The organism is Streptomyces sp. MGP-BFMKR1, from assembly GCF_057766585.1.
In genome coordinates this window covers 4,920,231-4,935,839 of the sequence record NZ_CM173408.1, presented here as the reverse complement: position 1 = coordinate 4,935,839, position 15,609 = coordinate 4,920,231, and the positions used below count along the sequence as shown (strand labels likewise).

The window sequence follows — 15,609 nt, the reverse complement described above, 5'->3', positions numbered from 1 at the left end:
CGCGTGTTGGGCACCACGACACCGGTCACCGCCCCGGCCTGGGCCTGGACCCGAGGTGGGGCATGCGCGCGCTGCGGGCCGCCGCACGGCGAGGCAGGGGGCGCCACAGTCCAGCCGCACGGTTTCGGACACCGGGAAGGGACCCGGTCGACAAGTGGGGCAGTGAGCTGTCCCAACTCTGTTTCTGCTGTGCGGAGTTGATACCCCTACTACCCTGAACGCGTCTGAGTGGGGCGCGTACGGAGGGGGCCGGCGTGGCGACGACAAGGAAGTTGGTCTGTCTGGCCAATTCCCGCAAACACCGCGAGCGATGCGTCGCGGGCATCGATATGCATGCGCGTTCCTGGGTCCGCCCGGTCAGCAACCGCCCAGGTCGTGGGGTATCCGCCAGCGAGCGGCAATTCCCGAGCGGAGCCGAACCGCGCCCGCTCGACATCATCTCCGTCCGGCTCGTCGAACCTAGGCCCTTCTCCTTCCACCAGGAGAACTGGCTCATTGATTCGAACGTCCGCTGGCAGCGACGGGGGCGGATCGGGTGGGACGAACTCTGCCTCCTGGAAGACCCGGGCACTCGCTTATGGCGGGACGGCTTCCACACCAAAGCCGGCAACAACGACCGCGTGCCAGTCGACCAGGAAGGCGCGGTGTCGGACTCGCTCAAGCTCATCCGGGTCGAAGGTGCGACGATACAAGTGGACCGCCCATGGGGCCAGGACGAGCCGGCCGTGCGGGTCCAGTTCCAACACGCCGGGTCCGACTACACTCTGAAAGTGACCGACCCGGTGTGCGAAGAGAAGTTCCGAGGGCGGGGTGTCGGGCATCATCCGCTCGGCGATACCTTCCTCACGATAAGTCTCAGCGAAGAGTTCAATGGCCACCTCTACAAGTTGGTGGCGGCCGTCATTGAACGATCCCAAGTGGAGCCACGTGGCAGGCGATGACATCCAGCACGATGCTGACCATCGGTCACTCCAACCACGAATTCCCGACCCTGGTCGAACTGCTCCGGCAGAACGGGGTCACGGCAGTCGCCGATGTCCGCTCCGCTCCTGCCAGCCGGTTCACACCCCAGTTCAACCGAGCGCCGCTGGAGCGCGGCTTGCACGAGGCGGGCATCAAGTACGTGTTCCTGGGCAAGGAGCTCGGAGCGCGCACCACGGACACCACCTGCTACGTCGACGGGCAGGTGCAGTACGGCCGCCTGGCGCAGACACCTGCGTTCATCAGCGGAATCGAGCGCGTGACGAAAGGCGTCCAAACTCAGCGGATCGCCATGCTGTGCGCCGAGGGTGAGCCCCTGGACTGCCACCGCACGGTACTCGTGTCACAGGTGCTCACCGAGCATGGCGTGTCGGTCGGCCACATCCACGGCGACGGGCACGTGGAAAGCCACGCCGCAGCGATGGAACGCCTCATGGCCAGGTTCGGACTGGCGGAGGACGAGCTGTTCCGGAGCCCCACCGAGCGCCTCAAGGAGGCGCTGATGCGCCAGGAACACCGGATCGCGTACGTCAGTGACGAATTGCGCGCCGGCAAGGCAGCGGGGTCATGAACATTTACACCATCGGATTCACGAAGAAATCCGCCGAGAAGTTCTTCGGCCTGTTGCGGACGTCGGGCGCGATGACCTTGATCGACGTCCGCCTCAACAACGTCTCCCAATTGGCAGGCTTCGCCAAACGGGACGACCTGAAGTTCTTCCTCGACAAGCTCTGCGGCATGACCTACACCCACCGCCCCGACCTGGCACCGACACAGCCCATGCTCGATGACTACAAGAAGCGGGTCATCGACTGGGAGACGTACGAACAGCGCTTCCTGGAACTCATGGAGAACCGATCCATCGAGGACGCCGGTCTACGGGACCTGGTCGACAACGCCGTCCTGCTCTGCAGCGAGGACAAGCCCCACCAGTGTCACCGCCGGCTGGTCGCGGAGCACCTCGCCGAGCGTTGGGGCAGCGTCACCATCGAACACCTGGTGTGAAGCCGCAGACCGGCGATCAGCTCGCGAGCTGATCGCCGGTCTGCGCGGCACCGACCTCTTAACAGCCCAGAGCCCCCCACCCGTGCGACACGCCACTTTTGCAAGCGGTCGCTTGCAAAAGTTAGCGACGGGCGGCAGCATCGCAGACATGGCAGCACTGAACGTCGGCAACCTCGGCGAGTTCCTGCGTGAGCAGCGGCGCACAGCCCAGCTCTCGTTGCGGCAGCTCGCGGACGCGGCGGGGGTGTCGAATCCGTACCTCAGCCAGATCGAGCGCGGACTGCGGAAGCCGAGCGCCGAGATCCTCCAGCAGTTGGCCAAGGCGCTGCGGATCTCCGCCGAGACGCTGTACGTCCAGGCCGGCATCCTCGACGCGCGGGACCGGGCCGAGGCCGAGGTCACCAGCGCGATCCTGACCGACCCGACCATCACGGAGCGGCAGAAGCAGGTGCTGCTCCAGATCTACGAGTCGTTCCGCAAGGAGAACGGTACCGAGGCGGGCCGCCCGACCGGCGCCGCCGACCACGACGGGCCCGCTCCCGACGCCCCGGCCAGCGCCGCGCCGGACGCCACCCGCGACGGCATAGCCGACGCCGCGGACAGCGGCCCCCAGCACCCCGCGAGCGGCACACCCGGCACCAACCCCGGCCCGCGCCCGGACGCCACACACCCGGGCGCGGCCACCCCGGCACCGGCACCCCCAAGACGCGGCGGGGCCCAGCCCCACACCCCCGATGAGGCGTAAGCCGCCGACGCCGCCCCGGCCCACCCGACCGGCTCGCGACCCGCGGCTCGCGGCTCGCGACCAGCAACCCGCAACCCGCAGCCGGAACAGCAGCCGACCCAGCAGAACAGCACCAACACGGCAGAACCGAACAGCACGGCAGCGCACCTTGCCCTGACCGATCCGGGAGGACACCCGTCATGGCCAGCACCGAAGATCTCCGCAAGCGCATCATCGACCCGACCCCGCTGTACGCCGTGGCCGGCGCCGCCGACCTCGCGGCCGAGAAGTTGAAGGAAGCCCCGGCGCTGCTCGACCGGCTCGTCGCCGAGGCGCCCGGGCGGATCGCGGCCGTACGGGACACCGACCCCAAGGCCGTCCAGGAGCGGGTCTCGCAGCAGGCGCAGCAGACCCAGGCCAAGCTGAGCGAGTTGCTGAGCGGCCTCGACACCGACATCAAGAAGCTCCGCGAGACGGCCCAGGACCTCACGTTGCAGGGCGTGGGCCGGGTCGCCGAGTACGCGGTGCGCGCCCGCGACACCTACGACGAGTTGGCCGTACGCGGCCGGGGTGCCGTGCAGACGTGGCGCGGCGAAACCTCCGAGGAGGAGGAGGTCGACGGCGAGACCGACGCGCCGGGCGAACTCGGTACGGCCCGGGACACGGCACCGCCCCGTACCCGCCCCACCCACCGCATCGCCACCCCGCCGCCCGCCACCCCGGCGCGCCCCGCCCGGCCGGCCCGGCCCGCAGCCGCTCCGGCGACCCCGGCCCCGGCCCCGGCCGACGGCGCGAAGGGCAGCGGGACGGTCGCTGGTGACGGGGCCGCGAAGGGCGGCGGGACGGCGAAGGCGAACGGCACCGCGAAGGCCAACGGCAGCGCCACCGCGAGCACCGGCGGCGCGGCGAGCGCCGACGCGCCCGCCACCACGCAGGACGCCACCACAAAGAACACCTCTGCCAAGAACACCTCGGCCAAGGACGCCTCCACCAAGAGCGCCCCCACCCAGGGCGCGCCCGCCAAGGACGCCCCCGCCACCACCAAGAGCGCCGGGGCCCCGGAGGACGGCGGCAGCGCGGGCGGGACCCGGCCGGCCGGTCAGCGGCCGGCGGCCCCGAAGCCGACGCCCCCGGGCGCGAACCCCAACCCGAACGCGAACCCGGGCGCGAACCCGAACGGCGACCCGACGGTGAAGAAGCCCGCGCCCAAGTCCGCGGAGTGACACCCCGGCCGGCACCGCCCAGGCCGGTCTCCAGCCCGTCCGCGTCCCCGACCCCGTTGGCCCGACGGGGCCGGGGACGTACGCGGCGGGGTCAGCCGGGGGCGGGCGGGCAACGGTCTGGCGGCGGGCCGAGCGTGCCCCGCGTGCCCGTTCCGCCGTACGGGTACCGTTGCCGCTGACACGCCCGACGGAAGCGATGGACGCTCACTACATCTCAGGCGGTGGATGACGTGCTGGTGCAGGGATTCAACGAGATTTTCTACTGGGTCTCCTGGGGGTTGCTGCTCTTCAGCCTGTTCGCCTTCGTCGACTCGGCGATCCGCCGTGAGGACGCGTACCGGGCCGCGGACAAGCAGACCAAGCCCTTCTGGCTCATCCTGCTGGGCATCGCGACGGCGGCGAACCTGTTCCTGTCCGTCATGTCCTTCATCCCGATCATCGGGCTCATCGCGACGATCGTGTACATGGTGGACGTACGACCCGCGCTGCGACAGGTCTCCGGTGGCCGTGGTCGGCGCGGCGGCTCCAGCTCGGACGGCCCGTACGGCCCGTTCAACGGCCGCTGAGCCCGCGCACCACCCACCCACTCCCCCACCGGCGCCAGTTCCCCCACGGGCGACGGGCCCCCGACGGGCGCCGGGTCCCGCGCCCGTCGCCGGCCCCACGGCTTCGCCCGTCAGCACCTCAGCCCCGGCACGCCGCCGCGCGGCGGCGCGGCGCGTCAGGCCCCCCTACGTCCCGTGCGGCCCGGTCACGCGCCGCCGCGATCCAGCAGCAGCACCGCCACGTCGTCCGTCAGCTCGCCGCCGTTGAGTTCGCGGACCTGCGTCACCGCGGCGTCCAACAGCGTCTCGCCCGACAGGCCGGCCGCCTGGAGCGCGCGGACGAGTTCGACCATGCCCTCCTCGCCCAGCCGGTCGCTGCCCGCGCCGACCCGGCCCTCGATGAGCCCGTCGGTGTACATCATCAGGCTCCACTCCGCGCCCAGCTCCACCTCCCGGCACGGCCAGCGCGCGCCCGCGAGCAGCCCGAGCGCGGGGCCGCCGTCCTCGTACGGAAGGAGGTCGGGGGCCTGTCCGTGGTGGGTGAGGAGCGGGGCGGGGTGTCCGGCCAGGTACAGCCCGGCGCTGCGCCCCTCGGGGGCGATGTCCACCGTGCACAGGGTGGCGAAGATCTCCTCGTCGTCCCGCTCGTGCTCCAGCACCTCCTGGAGCGTGCACAGCAGCGCGTCCCCGCTGAGCCCGGCCAGCGTCAGCGCCCGCCACGCTATGCGCAGCTCGACGCCGAGCGCGGCCTCGTCCGGGCCGTGCCCGCACACGTCGCCGATCATCGCGTGCACCACCCCGTCGGGCGTGCGCACCGTGTCGTAGAAGTCGCCGCCGAGCAGCGCGCGGCTGCGCCCCGGGCGGTAGCGCGCGGCGAACCGCAGGTCGGAGCCGTCCAGCAACGGCGTCGGCAGCAGCCCGCGCTCCAGGCGCGCGTTCTCCCGCGCGCGCAGCCGCGACTCGCTGAGCTGGCGGCGCGCGCTGTCGGCGCGCTTGCGCTCCACCGCGTACCGCACGGCGCGGCTGAGCACCCGGTCGTCCAGTTCGCCGCGGAACAGGTAGTCCTGGGCGCCGACCCGCACCGCCTCCGCGGCGCGCTCCGCGTCCTCCTCGGCGGTCAGCGCGAGCACCGCGTGGCCGGGGGCGATGCGCAGGACCTGGCGCAGCGTCTCCAGCGCGTCGGTCCCGCCCCCGCCCGCCTCGCCGTCGTCGGGCCCCGGCAGGGCCAGGTCGAGGACGATGCACTGGGCCTCGTCGGTGAGCAGCCGCTCCGCCTCGGTGAGGTTACGGGCGGTGCGCACCCGCACCGGTTTGCCCTCGGAGTCCGTGAGTTCCGGCATCGCGAGCGCCCCGGAGGGGTCGTCCTCGATCACCAGCAGGCTGATCCCGGCGTCCGGCCGCGGGCCCGGCGGCGCCGATAACGCGGCGGCCGATGCCTCTCGCTGGCGCGGCACGGGTACGGGTGCCGGTACGGGCATCGTTCCCTTTCCTTGTCTCCCCCGAGACGCGTCGCGGTCCGCCCCTCACCATGCGCCTGGCCACCCGTCGCGGCCGGCCCATGGTGCCCGGCGCGGCGCGGCTGGCCCATGGTGTGGGGGGCCTCCGAGCCCGGTCGCCACCGCCCCGCCGGCCGCGCGAGGCGGGCGACGGCACGCGGGCTGCTGGGCCCCGGGCGACACGAGGCCGCCCGCCCCGGCCACGCGCCGCAACCGCTGAGTCGGTAGGGCCCGGTGTGCTTGCCGGGTGTTGCCAGGCGACCCTAGCGAACCCTGGCGGCACAACGGAATGCCACCCGGCCCGCTGGTCAGGGTCATATGCCGTGGCCCGTACGGGTATGGGCGAACCCCCCATCCGGCGGGTACACGCCAACACCGAACGGCCGACCCACGCCCCCGGCACACCCGCGCCGCAGCCCGCCACCACAGCCCACGCCTCGACGCATCCGCGCCCCGGGCCCATCGGCGCGCGGCCCAGCCCACCCGCGTGGGCCAGCCCACCCGCGTGGCCCAGGACATCCGCAGGGCCCAGCCCACCCACGGCTCCCGGCACACCCGTGCTCGGGCCCACCCGCGCGGCCCAGCCCACCCGCACAATCCAGCCCACCCGCGCGGCCCGGCCGCCCACGCGGCCCAGCCGCCCACGCGCCCCCGCGCGGCCCGCCGCGCCCGGCCGGCTACTCCTTGGGCGCGCGCTCCTTCGCCGGTTGGCCCTTGGTCGGCTGCCCCTTGCCCGGTCGCTCCTTCGCCGGGTCGGGTGCCTGCTCGGTGGGGGCGTCGGGGCGGACGACGCCCAGGATCTCCATCGAGCCGGCGCCCGCCAGCGTCACGTTCCGGCCGGGGCGCGGGGCGTGCACGATGGTGCCGTCCCCCACGTATATGCCGACGTGGCTCGCGTCCCGGTGGTAGATGATCAGGTCACCCGGCCGCATGTCCTTGACGTCCACCTTGGGCAGTTGGCGCCACTGCTCCTGGGACGTGCGCGGGATGGCCTCGCCGGCCGCGCCCCAGGCCCGCAGCGTCAGCCCCGAGCAGTCGAAGGTCTTCGGGCCCTCGGCGCCCCACTCGTACGCCTTGCCGATCTGCTCCGTGGCGAAGGCGACGGCCCGCTCGCCGGCCGGGGTCGCCTTGCCCCTGGCGTCCTTGACCGCGCCCGAACGCAGCCATCTCGCCTGGGCCTTGGCCGCCTTCTCGGCCTCCAGTTCGCGCAGCCGCTCGCGCTCCTTCGCGGCGAGCTTGGACTCCAGCTTCTTCGCCGCGTCCAGCTTGGCCTTGACGTCCTTGCGCGCGGCGTCCCGCTGCGTGCGGGACTGTTCGAGCCGGGCCCACTTGGCGCTGGCGTCCTTGGCGTACCGGTCGAGGTCGGCCTGGGTGCGGGCCAGGCTGCCGAGCACGCCCTTGGTGGCGTGCTGGCCCTTGCGGGCGAGTGCCACGCCGTCGAGGAAGCCCTCCGGGTCGGCGTTGAGCCACACGCGCGCCTCGGGCGACATGCCGCCGCTGCGGTACTGCGCCCTGGCCATGGCCCCGGCCTGCTTGCGCAGCGCGGCCATCTCCCGCTGCGTCGCGGCGATGGACTTCGCGATGCGGTCCAGTTCCTTGCCCTGCTCGCGCTGGCGCTCCTGCGCCAGGTTGTACGCGTCGGTGGCCCGCTCCGCCTCGCGGTAGAGGGCCTCGACCCGGCGGTGCACCTCCGCGAGTTCCTTGGCGCTCCTGGGCTTGGGCTCGGCGGGGGCCGCCTGCGCCACCCCGGGCGTCGCCAGTATCCCGGCCACCGCGCACACCAGGGCCGCGGCCCGCGCCGCCCCGCGCCCACGGCGCGGCTCGCCGCGCTCGCCCGTACCCCGCTCCCGCGCCTGCTCCCGTCGCACCGGTCGGCCTCCGTTTCCCCGCGATCACCCGGACCTACTGATACGTAACGCCGGATCGTGCCACGTCACGCCCCCGAACGACAGGGGTGTGGAAAAACCCCACCAAGGGCCCACCCACCTTCCCCCACACGGGTCACGCCGAGCCCACCCGCCCCACCTCCACCCCCGCCCGGCCACGCGACCTCGCCCCCCGTACGCCTCCGTACGACCCCGTCCGACGCCGCACGACACCCGCCCCGCCCCCGCCCTCGTGCGACTCGGCCGACGCCCCCGCGAGCACACTCGACCCACCAGTCCACCGCGCCGCGCTCCGCCCCAGGGGTTCCGGTCCCCACCGCCTCACCCGTGCTCTCGCGCCCCAGCACGTCACCAGTGACACACGGCCACACAGGCATCCCTGCACCACCAAACGACCAGCTCAGCACCGCTGATTCACCCTCGCCGTCAGGTTCTCCGGGCAAGCCACCACACCGATGGGTGAGGTTCACCCTCCGTTCACTCACGCCAGTCGGCGGCTTCACCTGATCTGCCTAATTTCGGCCTTACACAGTGCGAGTCGCACCAACCAATGGGCATCGCGCCAGGCAGGGAGCACTAGCCCTGTCACCGACATCGACTCTCTCTTCGCACGCCGTCCCCACCGGCGGCTTCTGGAAGGAACTCCCGAAAGTGAAGCTTCAGCGCAAGAACCGGCTTCGCGCCATCGCCGCCGGTGCTCTCGCCGTGTCCGGCGCCCTGGTCCTCACAGCGTGCGGCTCGGACGACAACAGCGGCGGGGACGGCGACAAGAAGACCAACGGGGCGATCAAGTGCGACGGCAAGGGCAAGATCCTCGCCTCCGGTTCGTCCGCGCAGCGTGACGCCATGGACCTGTGGGTCAAGGACTTCGGCAACGAGTGCAAGGACATCAGCGTCAACTACAAGGGCACTGGCTCGGGCGCTGGCATCCAGGAGTTCCTGCAGGGCAAGACCCAGTTCGCGGGCTCCGACTCGGCGCTCAAGCCCGAAGAGGTCACCGCGTCGAAGAAGGTCTGCAAGACCGGCCAGGGCATCAACCTGCCGATGGTCGGCGGCCCGATCGCGATCAGCTTCAACGTCTCCGGCGTGGACAAGCTGACGCTCGACGCCGAGACCGTCGCGAAGATCTTCGACTCGAAGATCACCAAGTGGAACGACGAGGCGATCCAGAAGCTCAACCCGGACGCCAAGCTGCCCGACCTCAAGATCCAGGCGTTCCACCGCTCGGACGACTCGGGCACCACCGACAACTTCACCAAGTACCTCAAGGCCGCCGCCCCCTCGGCGTGGCCCTACGAGCCGGCCAAGGCGTGGGCGGGCAAGGGCGGCCAGTCCGCTGACGGCTCCTCCGGTGTCGCCGCGCAGGTCAAGCAGGTCAACGGCGCGATCTCGTACTTCGAGCTCTCGTACGCGGCCTCCAACGGCACCAAGACCGTCGACCTGGACACCGGCGCCGACGCGCCGATCCCGGCCACCGTCGAGAACGCCTCCAAGGCCATCGCCGAGGCGAAGATCGTCGGCACCGGCAAGGACCTCGCGCTGAAGCTCGCGTACGACACCAAGGCCCCGGGCGCGTACCCGATCACCCTGGTCACGTACGAGATCGCCTGCGACAAGGGCAACGACGCCGGCAGCCTGGCGGCCCTCAAGTCCTTCCTCGGCTACACCGCCAGCGAGGCCGGTCAGGGCTCGCTGAAGGAGCTGGGCTTCGCCCCGCTGCCGCCCGAGGTCGCCACCAAGGTCCGCGACACCGTCACCACCCTCTCCTAACCCCGAGCGCGGCTGGTCCCCGGTAGTCGCACCCCAGGTGGGCGTGCGGCACGAGAACGGGGGCCAGCCGCGCCTTCCGGTGCACCGCCGCGCCAGGAGCCGCACCCAGGCTCCGCAGACCGGAGAAACACATGGACATAACACCCACCTCCCCCACCAGCCCGCCACCCGAGAAGCAGCCGCCGCTCGCGGTGGACAAGGTGAGCTCGGGCAAGGCCACCCGGCCCGGTGACCGCATCTTCCTCGGCCTCTCCCGTGGCTCCGGCATCACCCTGCTGGTCGTCATGGCCGCCATCGCCCTCTTCCTGACCGTCCGGGCCGCCTCGGCGCTCAGCAAGAACGAAGGCAACTTCCTCACCACCTTCGAGTGGAACGCCGACAGCGCGGAGCCCAGCTTCGGCATCGCGGTCCTGCTCTTCGGCACCGTCGTCAGCGCCATCATCGCGATGATCATCGCGGTCCCGGTGGCCGTCGGCATCGCCCTGTTCATCTCGCACTACGCCCCGCGCGCCATCGCCGCGCCGCTCGGCTACGTGATCGACCTGCTCGCCGCGGTTCCCAGCATCGTCTACGGCCTGTGGGGCGCGCTCTTCCTGGTGCCGCACCTCGAAGGGCTCTACAAGTGGTTCGACGACTACTTCGGCTGGACCGGCATCCTGGCGTACAACGACGGCACGCCGCGTTCGCTGTTCACCATCGGCATCCTGCTCGCGATCATGATCCTGCCGATCGTCACCAGCGTCAGCCGTGAGGTCTTCCTCCAGTCCCCGAAGATGCACGAGGAGGCGGCGCTCGCGCTCGGCGCGACCCGCTGGGAGGTCATCCGGATGTCGGTGCTGCCCTTCGGCCGCTCCGGCATCATCAGCGCCTCCATGCTCGGCCTCGGCCGCGCGCTCGGCGAGACGATGGCCGTCGCCACGGTGCTCTCCACCAGCTTCGACATCCAGACCAGCCTGCTCGACGGCGGCGGTGGCACCATCGCCCAGAACATCGCGAGCGGCTTCAAGGAAGCCAACAACGACGGCCGTGACGCGCTGATCGCCTCCGGCCTGGTGCTCTTCCTGCTGACCCTCGTCGTCAACGGCGCCGCCCGCATCATCGTCGCGCGCCGCAAGGAGTACTCGGGGGCCAACGCATGAGCCACGCCCCCCTGGCCTCCCAGGCGCAGGCGCAGACGCAGACAGACCAGCTCGCCGCACCTTCGCGCCGTGTGGGCGGAGAGATCATCGAAAGGTGCGGGGCATGAACGACATCATGGTCGACAAGACCACCGACTCCGCCAGCGCTCCGAAGACCTCGACGCTGCGCCAACCGCGCCTGCCGGCCTGGTCCCCGATCGGCCTGGTCGCCCTCTCGGTCCTGCTCGGCTGCGGCATCGGCATCGCCGCCGACCTGGACAGCAAGATCCAGTGGGGCCTCATATCGGCCATCCTGTTCGTGGGCATCACCTTCGCCCTCACCGTGAAGGTGGAGGGCAAGCGGCAGGCCAAGGACCGGCTGGCCACCAGCCTGGTCTGGGTCTGCTTCCTGCTGGCGATCATCCCGCTGGCCTCGCTCATGTACGAGACGATCGACCGCGGCTCCAAGGTCCTCGACGGCGACTTCCTGTCCCACTCGATGTACGGCACCCAGAACCGCCTGCCGGGTGGCGGCATCTACCACGCGATCATCGGCACGCTGGAGCAGGTGGGCATCGCCACGCTGATCGCCGCTCCCATCGGCCTGCTGACCGCCGTCTACCTGGTGGAGTACGGCCGGGGCAAGCTCGCGAAGGCGGTCACGTTCTTCGTGGACGTCATGACCGGCATCCCCTCGATCGTCGCCGGTCTGTTCATCCTCAGCCTGTGGATCATCATCCTCGACTTCGGCTACTCGGGCTTCGCCGGCGCCATGGCGCTGGCCATCCTGATGATGCCGGTCGTCGTCCGCTCCACCGAGGAGATGCTCAAGCTCGTCCCGAACGAGCTGCGCGAGGCGTCGCTGGCGCTCGGCGTGCCCAAGTGGCGCACCATCCTCAAGGTGGTCCTGCCGACCGCACTCGGCGGCATCACCACCGGCGTCATGCTCGCCGTCGCGCGTATCGCCGGTGAGACGGCGCCGATCGTCCTGCTGGTCTTCGGCAACCAGGCCATCAACAACAACCCCTTCGACGGCGAGCAGTCCTCACTGCCCTTCTACATCTACGAGCAGTGGGCACTCGGCAACGAGGCGTCGTACGACCGCGCCTGGGCGGCTGCCCTCGTGCTGATCGCCTTCGTCATGATCCTGAACCTGGTCGCGCGCGGCATCGCCCGCTGGAAGGCCCCGAAGACCGGCCGCTGAGGCCCCGTACTCCGGCTCCGCCGCCGCGGGGTCGACGTAGAAAAGAAGTGATTCACATGGCCAAGCGCATCGACGTCAGCGGCCTCACCGCGTACTACGGCTCGCACAAGGCCATCGAGGACATCTCGATGACCGTCGAGCCCCGCTCCGTGACCGCCTTCATCGGCCCCTCGGGCTGCGGCAAGTCCACCTTCCTGCGCACCCTCAACCGCATGCACGAGGTCACCCCCGGCGGCCGGGTCGAGGGCAAGGTGATGCTGGACGACGAGAACCTCTACGGCTCCGGCGTCGACCCCGTCTCCGTGCGCCGCACGATCGGCATGGTCTTCCAGCGCCCCAACCCGTTCCCCACCATGTCGATCTTCGACAACGTGGCGGCGGGCCTGCGCCTGAACGGCTCGTACCGCAAGAGCGAGCTGAACGACGTGGTCGAGAAGTCGCTCAAGGGCGCCAACCTCTGGAACGAGGTCAAGGACCGGCTGAACAAGCCCGGCTCCGGCCTCTCCGGCGGTCAGCAGCAGCGCCTGTGCATCGCCCGCGCCATCGCGGTCGAGCCCCAGGTCCTGCTGATGGACGAGCCGTGCTCGGCGCTCGACCCGATCTCCACCCTCGCCATCGAGGACCTGATCGGCGAGCTGAAGGAGCGGTTCACGATCGTCATCGTGACGCACAACATGCAGCAGGCGGCCCGCGTCTCGGACCGTACGGCCTTCTTCAACCTCGCCGCCGTCGGCCAGCCCGGCAAGCTCATCGAGATCGACGAGACCGAGCGGATCTTCTCCAACCCGTCCGTGCAGGCCACCGAGGACTACATCTCCGGCCGCTTCGGCTGATCGGCCCGGCGCCCGCCCCGAGGTACGCGCCACGGGGCGGGCCGTGCAAGAGCAGCTTTGCGGTGCTGCATGGCGGTGCCACCGCAAGGCGAAGGGCCCGCCCCCTGGCTCCCGGGGGGCGGGCCGCACCATCCCCGGGCCCGGCACACCGGCGTACGACGCGCTCCCGCCGGCCCGAGAGCCCCGGCCCGAACCCGGCCCAGTTCCACCGATCCGCGGCCGAGCCGCGGCCGGACCGCGCCCCGCGCGTACCCGGCCGGGTGACGAGGGGGAGGCGGGTGGCGGGGAACGGAAGGCGGGCGGCAGAACGCGTCGCGGGCCCCCGCGACATCTGCCGCGAGGGCCCGCGTCACGGGGCAGCCGCCCCGAGGGGCGAGCCGCGTCCGCCGGGTCGTACGCCCCACCGGGCGACGGTCAGCCGGGCGAGGCGGATCAGCCGAAGGCCAGTTGCACGATCCAGTAGCTCACGGCGGCGACCACCGCCGCGGCCGGCATCGTGATGAACCAGCCCAGGATGATGTTCTTGGCGACGCCCCAGCGGACCGCGTTGACCCGTTTGGTGGCGCCCACGCCCATGATCGCCGAGGTGATGACGTGCGTCGTGGAGATGGGCGCGTGGAACATGAAGGACGCGGTGTACATCACCGAGGCCGCGGTCGTCTCGGCCGCGAAGCCCTGCGGCGGGTCCAGCTCGATGATCCGGCGGCCCAGGGTGCGCATGATGCGCCAGCCACCGGCGTACGTACCGAGTGAGAGCATCAGCGCGCAGACGATCTTCACCCAGACCGGGATCGGGTCGCCCGAGTCCTCGACGTCGGCGATGACCAGGGCCATCACCACGATGCCCATCGTCTTCTGGGCGTCCTGGAGACCGTGCCCGAGCGCCATGCCCGCCGCCGACACGGTCTGCGCGATGCGGAAGCCGCGCTTGGCCTTGTGCGGGTTGGAGTTCCGGAACATCCACATGATCGCGACCATCACCAGATAGCCGAGGATCAGGCCGACGAACGGCGAGACGAACATCGGGATGACGATCTTCTCGATCACCCCGGACCAGATGACATCGATGCCCCCGGCGAGCGCCGCGCCGACCATGCCGCCGAACAGGGCATGCGAGGACGAGGACGGCAGGCCGTAGTACCAGGTGACGAGGTTCCACACGATCGCCCCGACCAGCGCGGCGAAGAGGATGCCCATCCCCTTGTCGCCCTCGGGCGTCTGGATCAGCCCTTCACTGACGGTCTTGGCGACCCCGCTGCCGAGGAAGGCTCCGGCGAGGTTCATCACCGCGGCCATCGCCAGCGCGGCGCGCGGCGTCAGCGCCCGGGTGGAGACGGAGGTGGCGATGGCGTTGGCGGAGTCGTGGAAGCCGTTCGTGTACGTGAAGAAGAGCGCGACCCCGATGGTCACGACGAGCGCGAAGGTGTCCACCGTGGGTCAGGACTCCTTGACCGCGATGGTCTCGACGGTGTTGGCGACGTGCTCGAAGGCGTCGGCCGCCTCCTCCAACACGTCGACGATCTGCTTGAGCTTGAGTACGTCCATCGCGTCGTACTTGCCGTTGAACAGATGGGCCAGGAGCTTGCGGTGGATCTGGTCCGCCTGGTTCTCCAGCCGGTTGACCTCGATCCAGTACTCGGTGAGGTTGGTCATGGTGCGCAGGTTCGGCATCGCCTCGGCCGTCAGCTCGGCGGCCCTGGCCAACACCTCGATCTGCTGCTCGACGCCCTTGGGCAACTCCTCCACCTGGTAGAGGACGACCAGGTCAACGGCCTCCTCCATGAAGTCCATGATGTCGTCGAGCGACGAGGCGAGGGTGTAGATGTCCTCGCGGTCGAACGGCGTGATGAAGGACGAGTTGAGCTGGTGGAAGATCGCGTGGGTCGCGTCGTCGCCCGCGTGCTCCGCCGCCCGCATGCGCTCGGCGATCTCGGCCCGAGCGGAGGAGTCCGCCCCGAGCAGTTCCATGAGGAGCTTGGAGCCGGTCACGATGTTGTCCGCTGAGGCGGCGAACATGTCGTAGAAGCTCGTCTCCCTGGGGGTCAGACGAAAGCGCACTGGGGCATCCTCTGGGTGCAGCGGATTCGGTCTCGTTGATGCTAGGCACAACATCCGGCCATGGCTAACCGGCATTCCACCAGTGTCGCCTATCGGGCAGAGTGCCTATAACGGGGCCCGGCCGCCATCAGCTCCATTCGGTACCATGTACCCCGTAGGGGTATATGAGGCTCTCACCGGTCGAAAGGACGCCATGACGACGACGGCAGCCGACAGCGGGGCCGCCCGCGATGGCGACCAGCCCCAAGCTCCCAGCGACGCCCTGCCCGCCACCACATCAGCCGAAACCGGCGAGATCACGGCGGCGACGCAGGTCACAGTGTCCCGCGCGGACGGGGCCCACGACCAGACCCGTGACGCCACCTCGTCCTGCGCGGGCCATGCGAGCGAGGTCACAGGCGACACCGCTGCGGGCGGCCCGCCGGGACCGCACGGGTACACCAAGCAGCGCGACCAACACCTCAAGCGGCTACGCCGGATCGAGGGACAGATCCGTGGCCTGCAACGGATGGTTGACGAGGACGTCTACTGCATCGACATCCTCACCCAGGTCTCGGCCAGCACGAAGGCGCTGCAGTCCTTCGCGCTGCAACTGCTCGAGGAACACCTGCGGCACTGCGTCGCGGACGCCGCGGTGCGCGGCGGCGAGGAGGCCGACACCAAGGTCGCCGAGGCCACGGCCGCCATCGCCCGGCTGCTGCGCACCTGATCCGCGCCGCCGACCGGCCCGCCGGTTCGATCGGCGGCCGGCGCGCGCCGCGCGGGT

The 15,609-nt window shown here is 70.8% G+C and carries 15 protein-coding genes; 11 read left to right on the top strand and 4 right to left on the bottom strand.

The genetic code is table 11. The features are described 5' to 3' along the window. The first annotated feature begins 254 nt into the window (after positions 1 to 254). The 6 genes from AC3CHW_RS19330 (at position 255) to AC3CHW_RS19305 (ending at position 4,499) form a co-directional block, all read left to right on the top strand. Entirely contained in the window at positions 255 to 941 is a 687-nt protein-coding gene (locus AC3CHW_RS19330) for a dual OB domain-containing protein (protein WP_488467273.1), read from the top strand. Positions 942 to 952: 11 nt separating this feature from the next. After that, positions 953 to 1,552: a DUF488 domain-containing protein gene (locus AC3CHW_RS19325; RefSeq protein ID WP_488467272.1), complete on the top strand. Its 600-nt coding sequence runs from the start codon at positions 953 to 955 to the stop codon at positions 1,550 to 1,552. Further along, the gene (locus tag AC3CHW_RS19320; protein ID WP_488467271.1) at positions 1,549 to 1,986 is read left to right on the top strand and encodes a DUF488 domain-containing protein; all 438 of its coding nucleotides are present in this window, start codon (positions 1,549 to 1,551) and stop codon (positions 1,984 to 1,986) included. The genes AC3CHW_RS19325 and AC3CHW_RS19320 overlap by 4 nt, the downstream gene beginning before the upstream one ends. A 148-nt stretch (positions 1,987 to 2,134) precedes the next feature. Beyond that, the gene (locus AC3CHW_RS19315) at positions 2,135 to 2,731 is read left to right on the top strand and encodes a helix-turn-helix domain-containing protein (RefSeq protein WP_488467270.1); all 597 of its coding nucleotides are present in this window, start codon (positions 2,135 to 2,137) and stop codon (positions 2,729 to 2,731) included. Positions 2,732 to 2,910: 179 nt separating this feature from the next. Beyond that, positions 2,911 to 3,933, top strand: a complete 1,023-nt coding sequence (locus tag AC3CHW_RS19310; RefSeq protein ID WP_488467269.1) for a hypothetical protein — start codon at positions 2,911 to 2,913, stop codon at positions 3,931 to 3,933. A 230-nt stretch (positions 3,934 to 4,163) separates the two neighbouring features. Then, on the top strand, positions 4,164 to 4,499 hold the full coding sequence (locus AC3CHW_RS19305) for a DUF2516 family protein (RefSeq protein ID WP_176166184.1): 336 nt from the start codon (positions 4,164 to 4,166) through the stop codon (positions 4,497 to 4,499). 185 nt (positions 4,500 to 4,684) lie between these two features. On the opposite strand, the gene AC3CHW_RS19300 is transcribed toward AC3CHW_RS19305, so the two are convergent. Then, positions 4,685 to 5,956, bottom strand: coding sequence for a PP2C family protein-serine/threonine phosphatase (locus AC3CHW_RS19300; protein ID WP_488467268.1), 1,272 nt, complete (start codon positions 5,954 to 5,956; stop codon positions 4,685 to 4,687). A gap of 695 nt (positions 5,957 to 6,651) precedes the next feature. Beyond that, positions 6,652 to 7,842 (bottom strand): C40 family peptidase, encoded by a 1,191-nt coding sequence (locus AC3CHW_RS19295; protein ID WP_488467267.1) that lies wholly within the window; start codon positions 7,840 to 7,842, stop codon positions 6,652 to 6,654. A gap of 669 nt (positions 7,843 to 8,511) precedes the next feature. On the opposite strand from AC3CHW_RS19295, the gene pstS reads away from it, so the two are divergent. The 4 genes from pstS (at position 8,512) to pstB (ending at position 12,785) form a co-directional block, all read left to right on the top strand. Continuing rightward, positions 8,512 to 9,630: a phosphate ABC transporter substrate-binding protein PstS gene (pstS, locus tag AC3CHW_RS19290; RefSeq protein WP_398607705.1), complete on the top strand. Its 1,119-nt coding sequence runs from the start codon at positions 8,512 to 8,514 to the stop codon at positions 9,628 to 9,630. A gap of 131 nt (positions 9,631 to 9,761) precedes the next feature. Beyond that, positions 9,762 to 10,769: a phosphate ABC transporter permease subunit PstC gene (gene pstC / locus AC3CHW_RS19285; RefSeq protein WP_398607706.1), complete on the top strand. Its 1,008-nt coding sequence runs from the start codon at positions 9,762 to 9,764 to the stop codon at positions 10,767 to 10,769. Between the two features lie 103 nt (positions 10,770 to 10,872). Then, positions 10,873 to 11,952 carry a phosphate ABC transporter permease PstA gene (gene pstA, locus AC3CHW_RS19280; RefSeq protein WP_488467266.1) on the top strand — a complete coding sequence of 360 codons (1,080 nt, stop codon included), beginning with the start codon at positions 10,873 to 10,875 and terminating at the stop codon, positions 11,950 to 11,952. A gap of 56 nt (positions 11,953 to 12,008) precedes the next feature. Then, a complete protein-coding gene (pstB, locus tag AC3CHW_RS19275) occupies positions 12,009 to 12,785 on the top strand; it encodes a phosphate ABC transporter ATP-binding protein PstB (protein ID WP_187063272.1) in 777 nt (258 codons plus the stop codon). A 432-nt stretch (positions 12,786 to 13,217) separates the two neighbouring features. Here pstB and AC3CHW_RS19270 read toward each other — a convergent pair whose 3' ends face one another. Together AC3CHW_RS19270 and AC3CHW_RS19265 are read right to left on the bottom strand one after the other, a co-directional pair. Further along, positions 13,218 to 14,216, bottom strand: a complete 999-nt coding sequence (locus tag AC3CHW_RS19270) for an inorganic phosphate transporter (protein ID WP_398607708.1) — start codon at positions 14,214 to 14,216, stop codon at positions 13,218 to 13,220. 6 nt (positions 14,217 to 14,222) lie between these two features. Next, the gene (locus AC3CHW_RS19265; RefSeq protein ID WP_176162428.1) at positions 14,223 to 14,843 is read right to left on the bottom strand and encodes a DUF47 domain-containing protein; all 621 of its coding nucleotides are present in this window, start codon (positions 14,841 to 14,843) and stop codon (positions 14,223 to 14,225) included. Positions 14,844 to 15,162: 319 nt separating this feature from the next. On the opposite strand from AC3CHW_RS19265, the gene AC3CHW_RS19260 reads away from it, so the two are divergent. Next, positions 15,163 to 15,552, top strand: coding sequence for a metal-sensitive transcriptional regulator (locus tag AC3CHW_RS19260; protein WP_488471105.1), 390 nt, complete (start codon positions 15,163 to 15,165; stop codon positions 15,550 to 15,552). Positions 15,553 to 15,609 lie beyond the last annotated feature (57 nt).

Excerpts from the sequence above, each read along its gene's own strand:
- AC3CHW_RS19325 (WP_488467272.1), top strand. The coding sequence starts at position 953 with ATGCTGACCATCGGTCACTCCAACCACGAATTCCCGACCCTGGTCGAA.
- AC3CHW_RS19320 (WP_488467271.1), top strand. The coding sequence starts at position 1,549 with ATGAACATTTACACCATCGGATTCACGAAGAAATCCGCCGAGAAGTTC.
- AC3CHW_RS19315 (WP_488467270.1), top strand. The coding sequence starts at position 2,135 with ATGGCAGCACTGAACGTCGGCAACCTCGGCGAGTTCCTGCGTGAGCAG.
- AC3CHW_RS19310 (WP_488467269.1), top strand. The coding sequence starts at position 2,911 with ATGGCCAGCACCGAAGATCTCCGCAAGCGCATCATCGACCCGACCCCG.
- AC3CHW_RS19300 (WP_488467268.1), bottom strand. The coding sequence starts at position 5,956 with ATGCCCGTACCGGCACCCGTACCCGTGCCGCGCCAGCGAGAGGCATCG.
- pstC (WP_398607706.1), top strand. The coding sequence starts at position 9,762 with ATGGACATAACACCCACCTCCCCCACCAGCCCGCCACCCGAGAAGCAG.
- pstA (WP_488467266.1), top strand. The coding sequence starts at position 10,873 with ATGAACGACATCATGGTCGACAAGACCACCGACTCCGCCAGCGCTCCG.
- pstB (WP_187063272.1), top strand. The coding sequence starts at position 12,009 with ATGGCCAAGCGCATCGACGTCAGCGGCCTCACCGCGTACTACGGCTCG.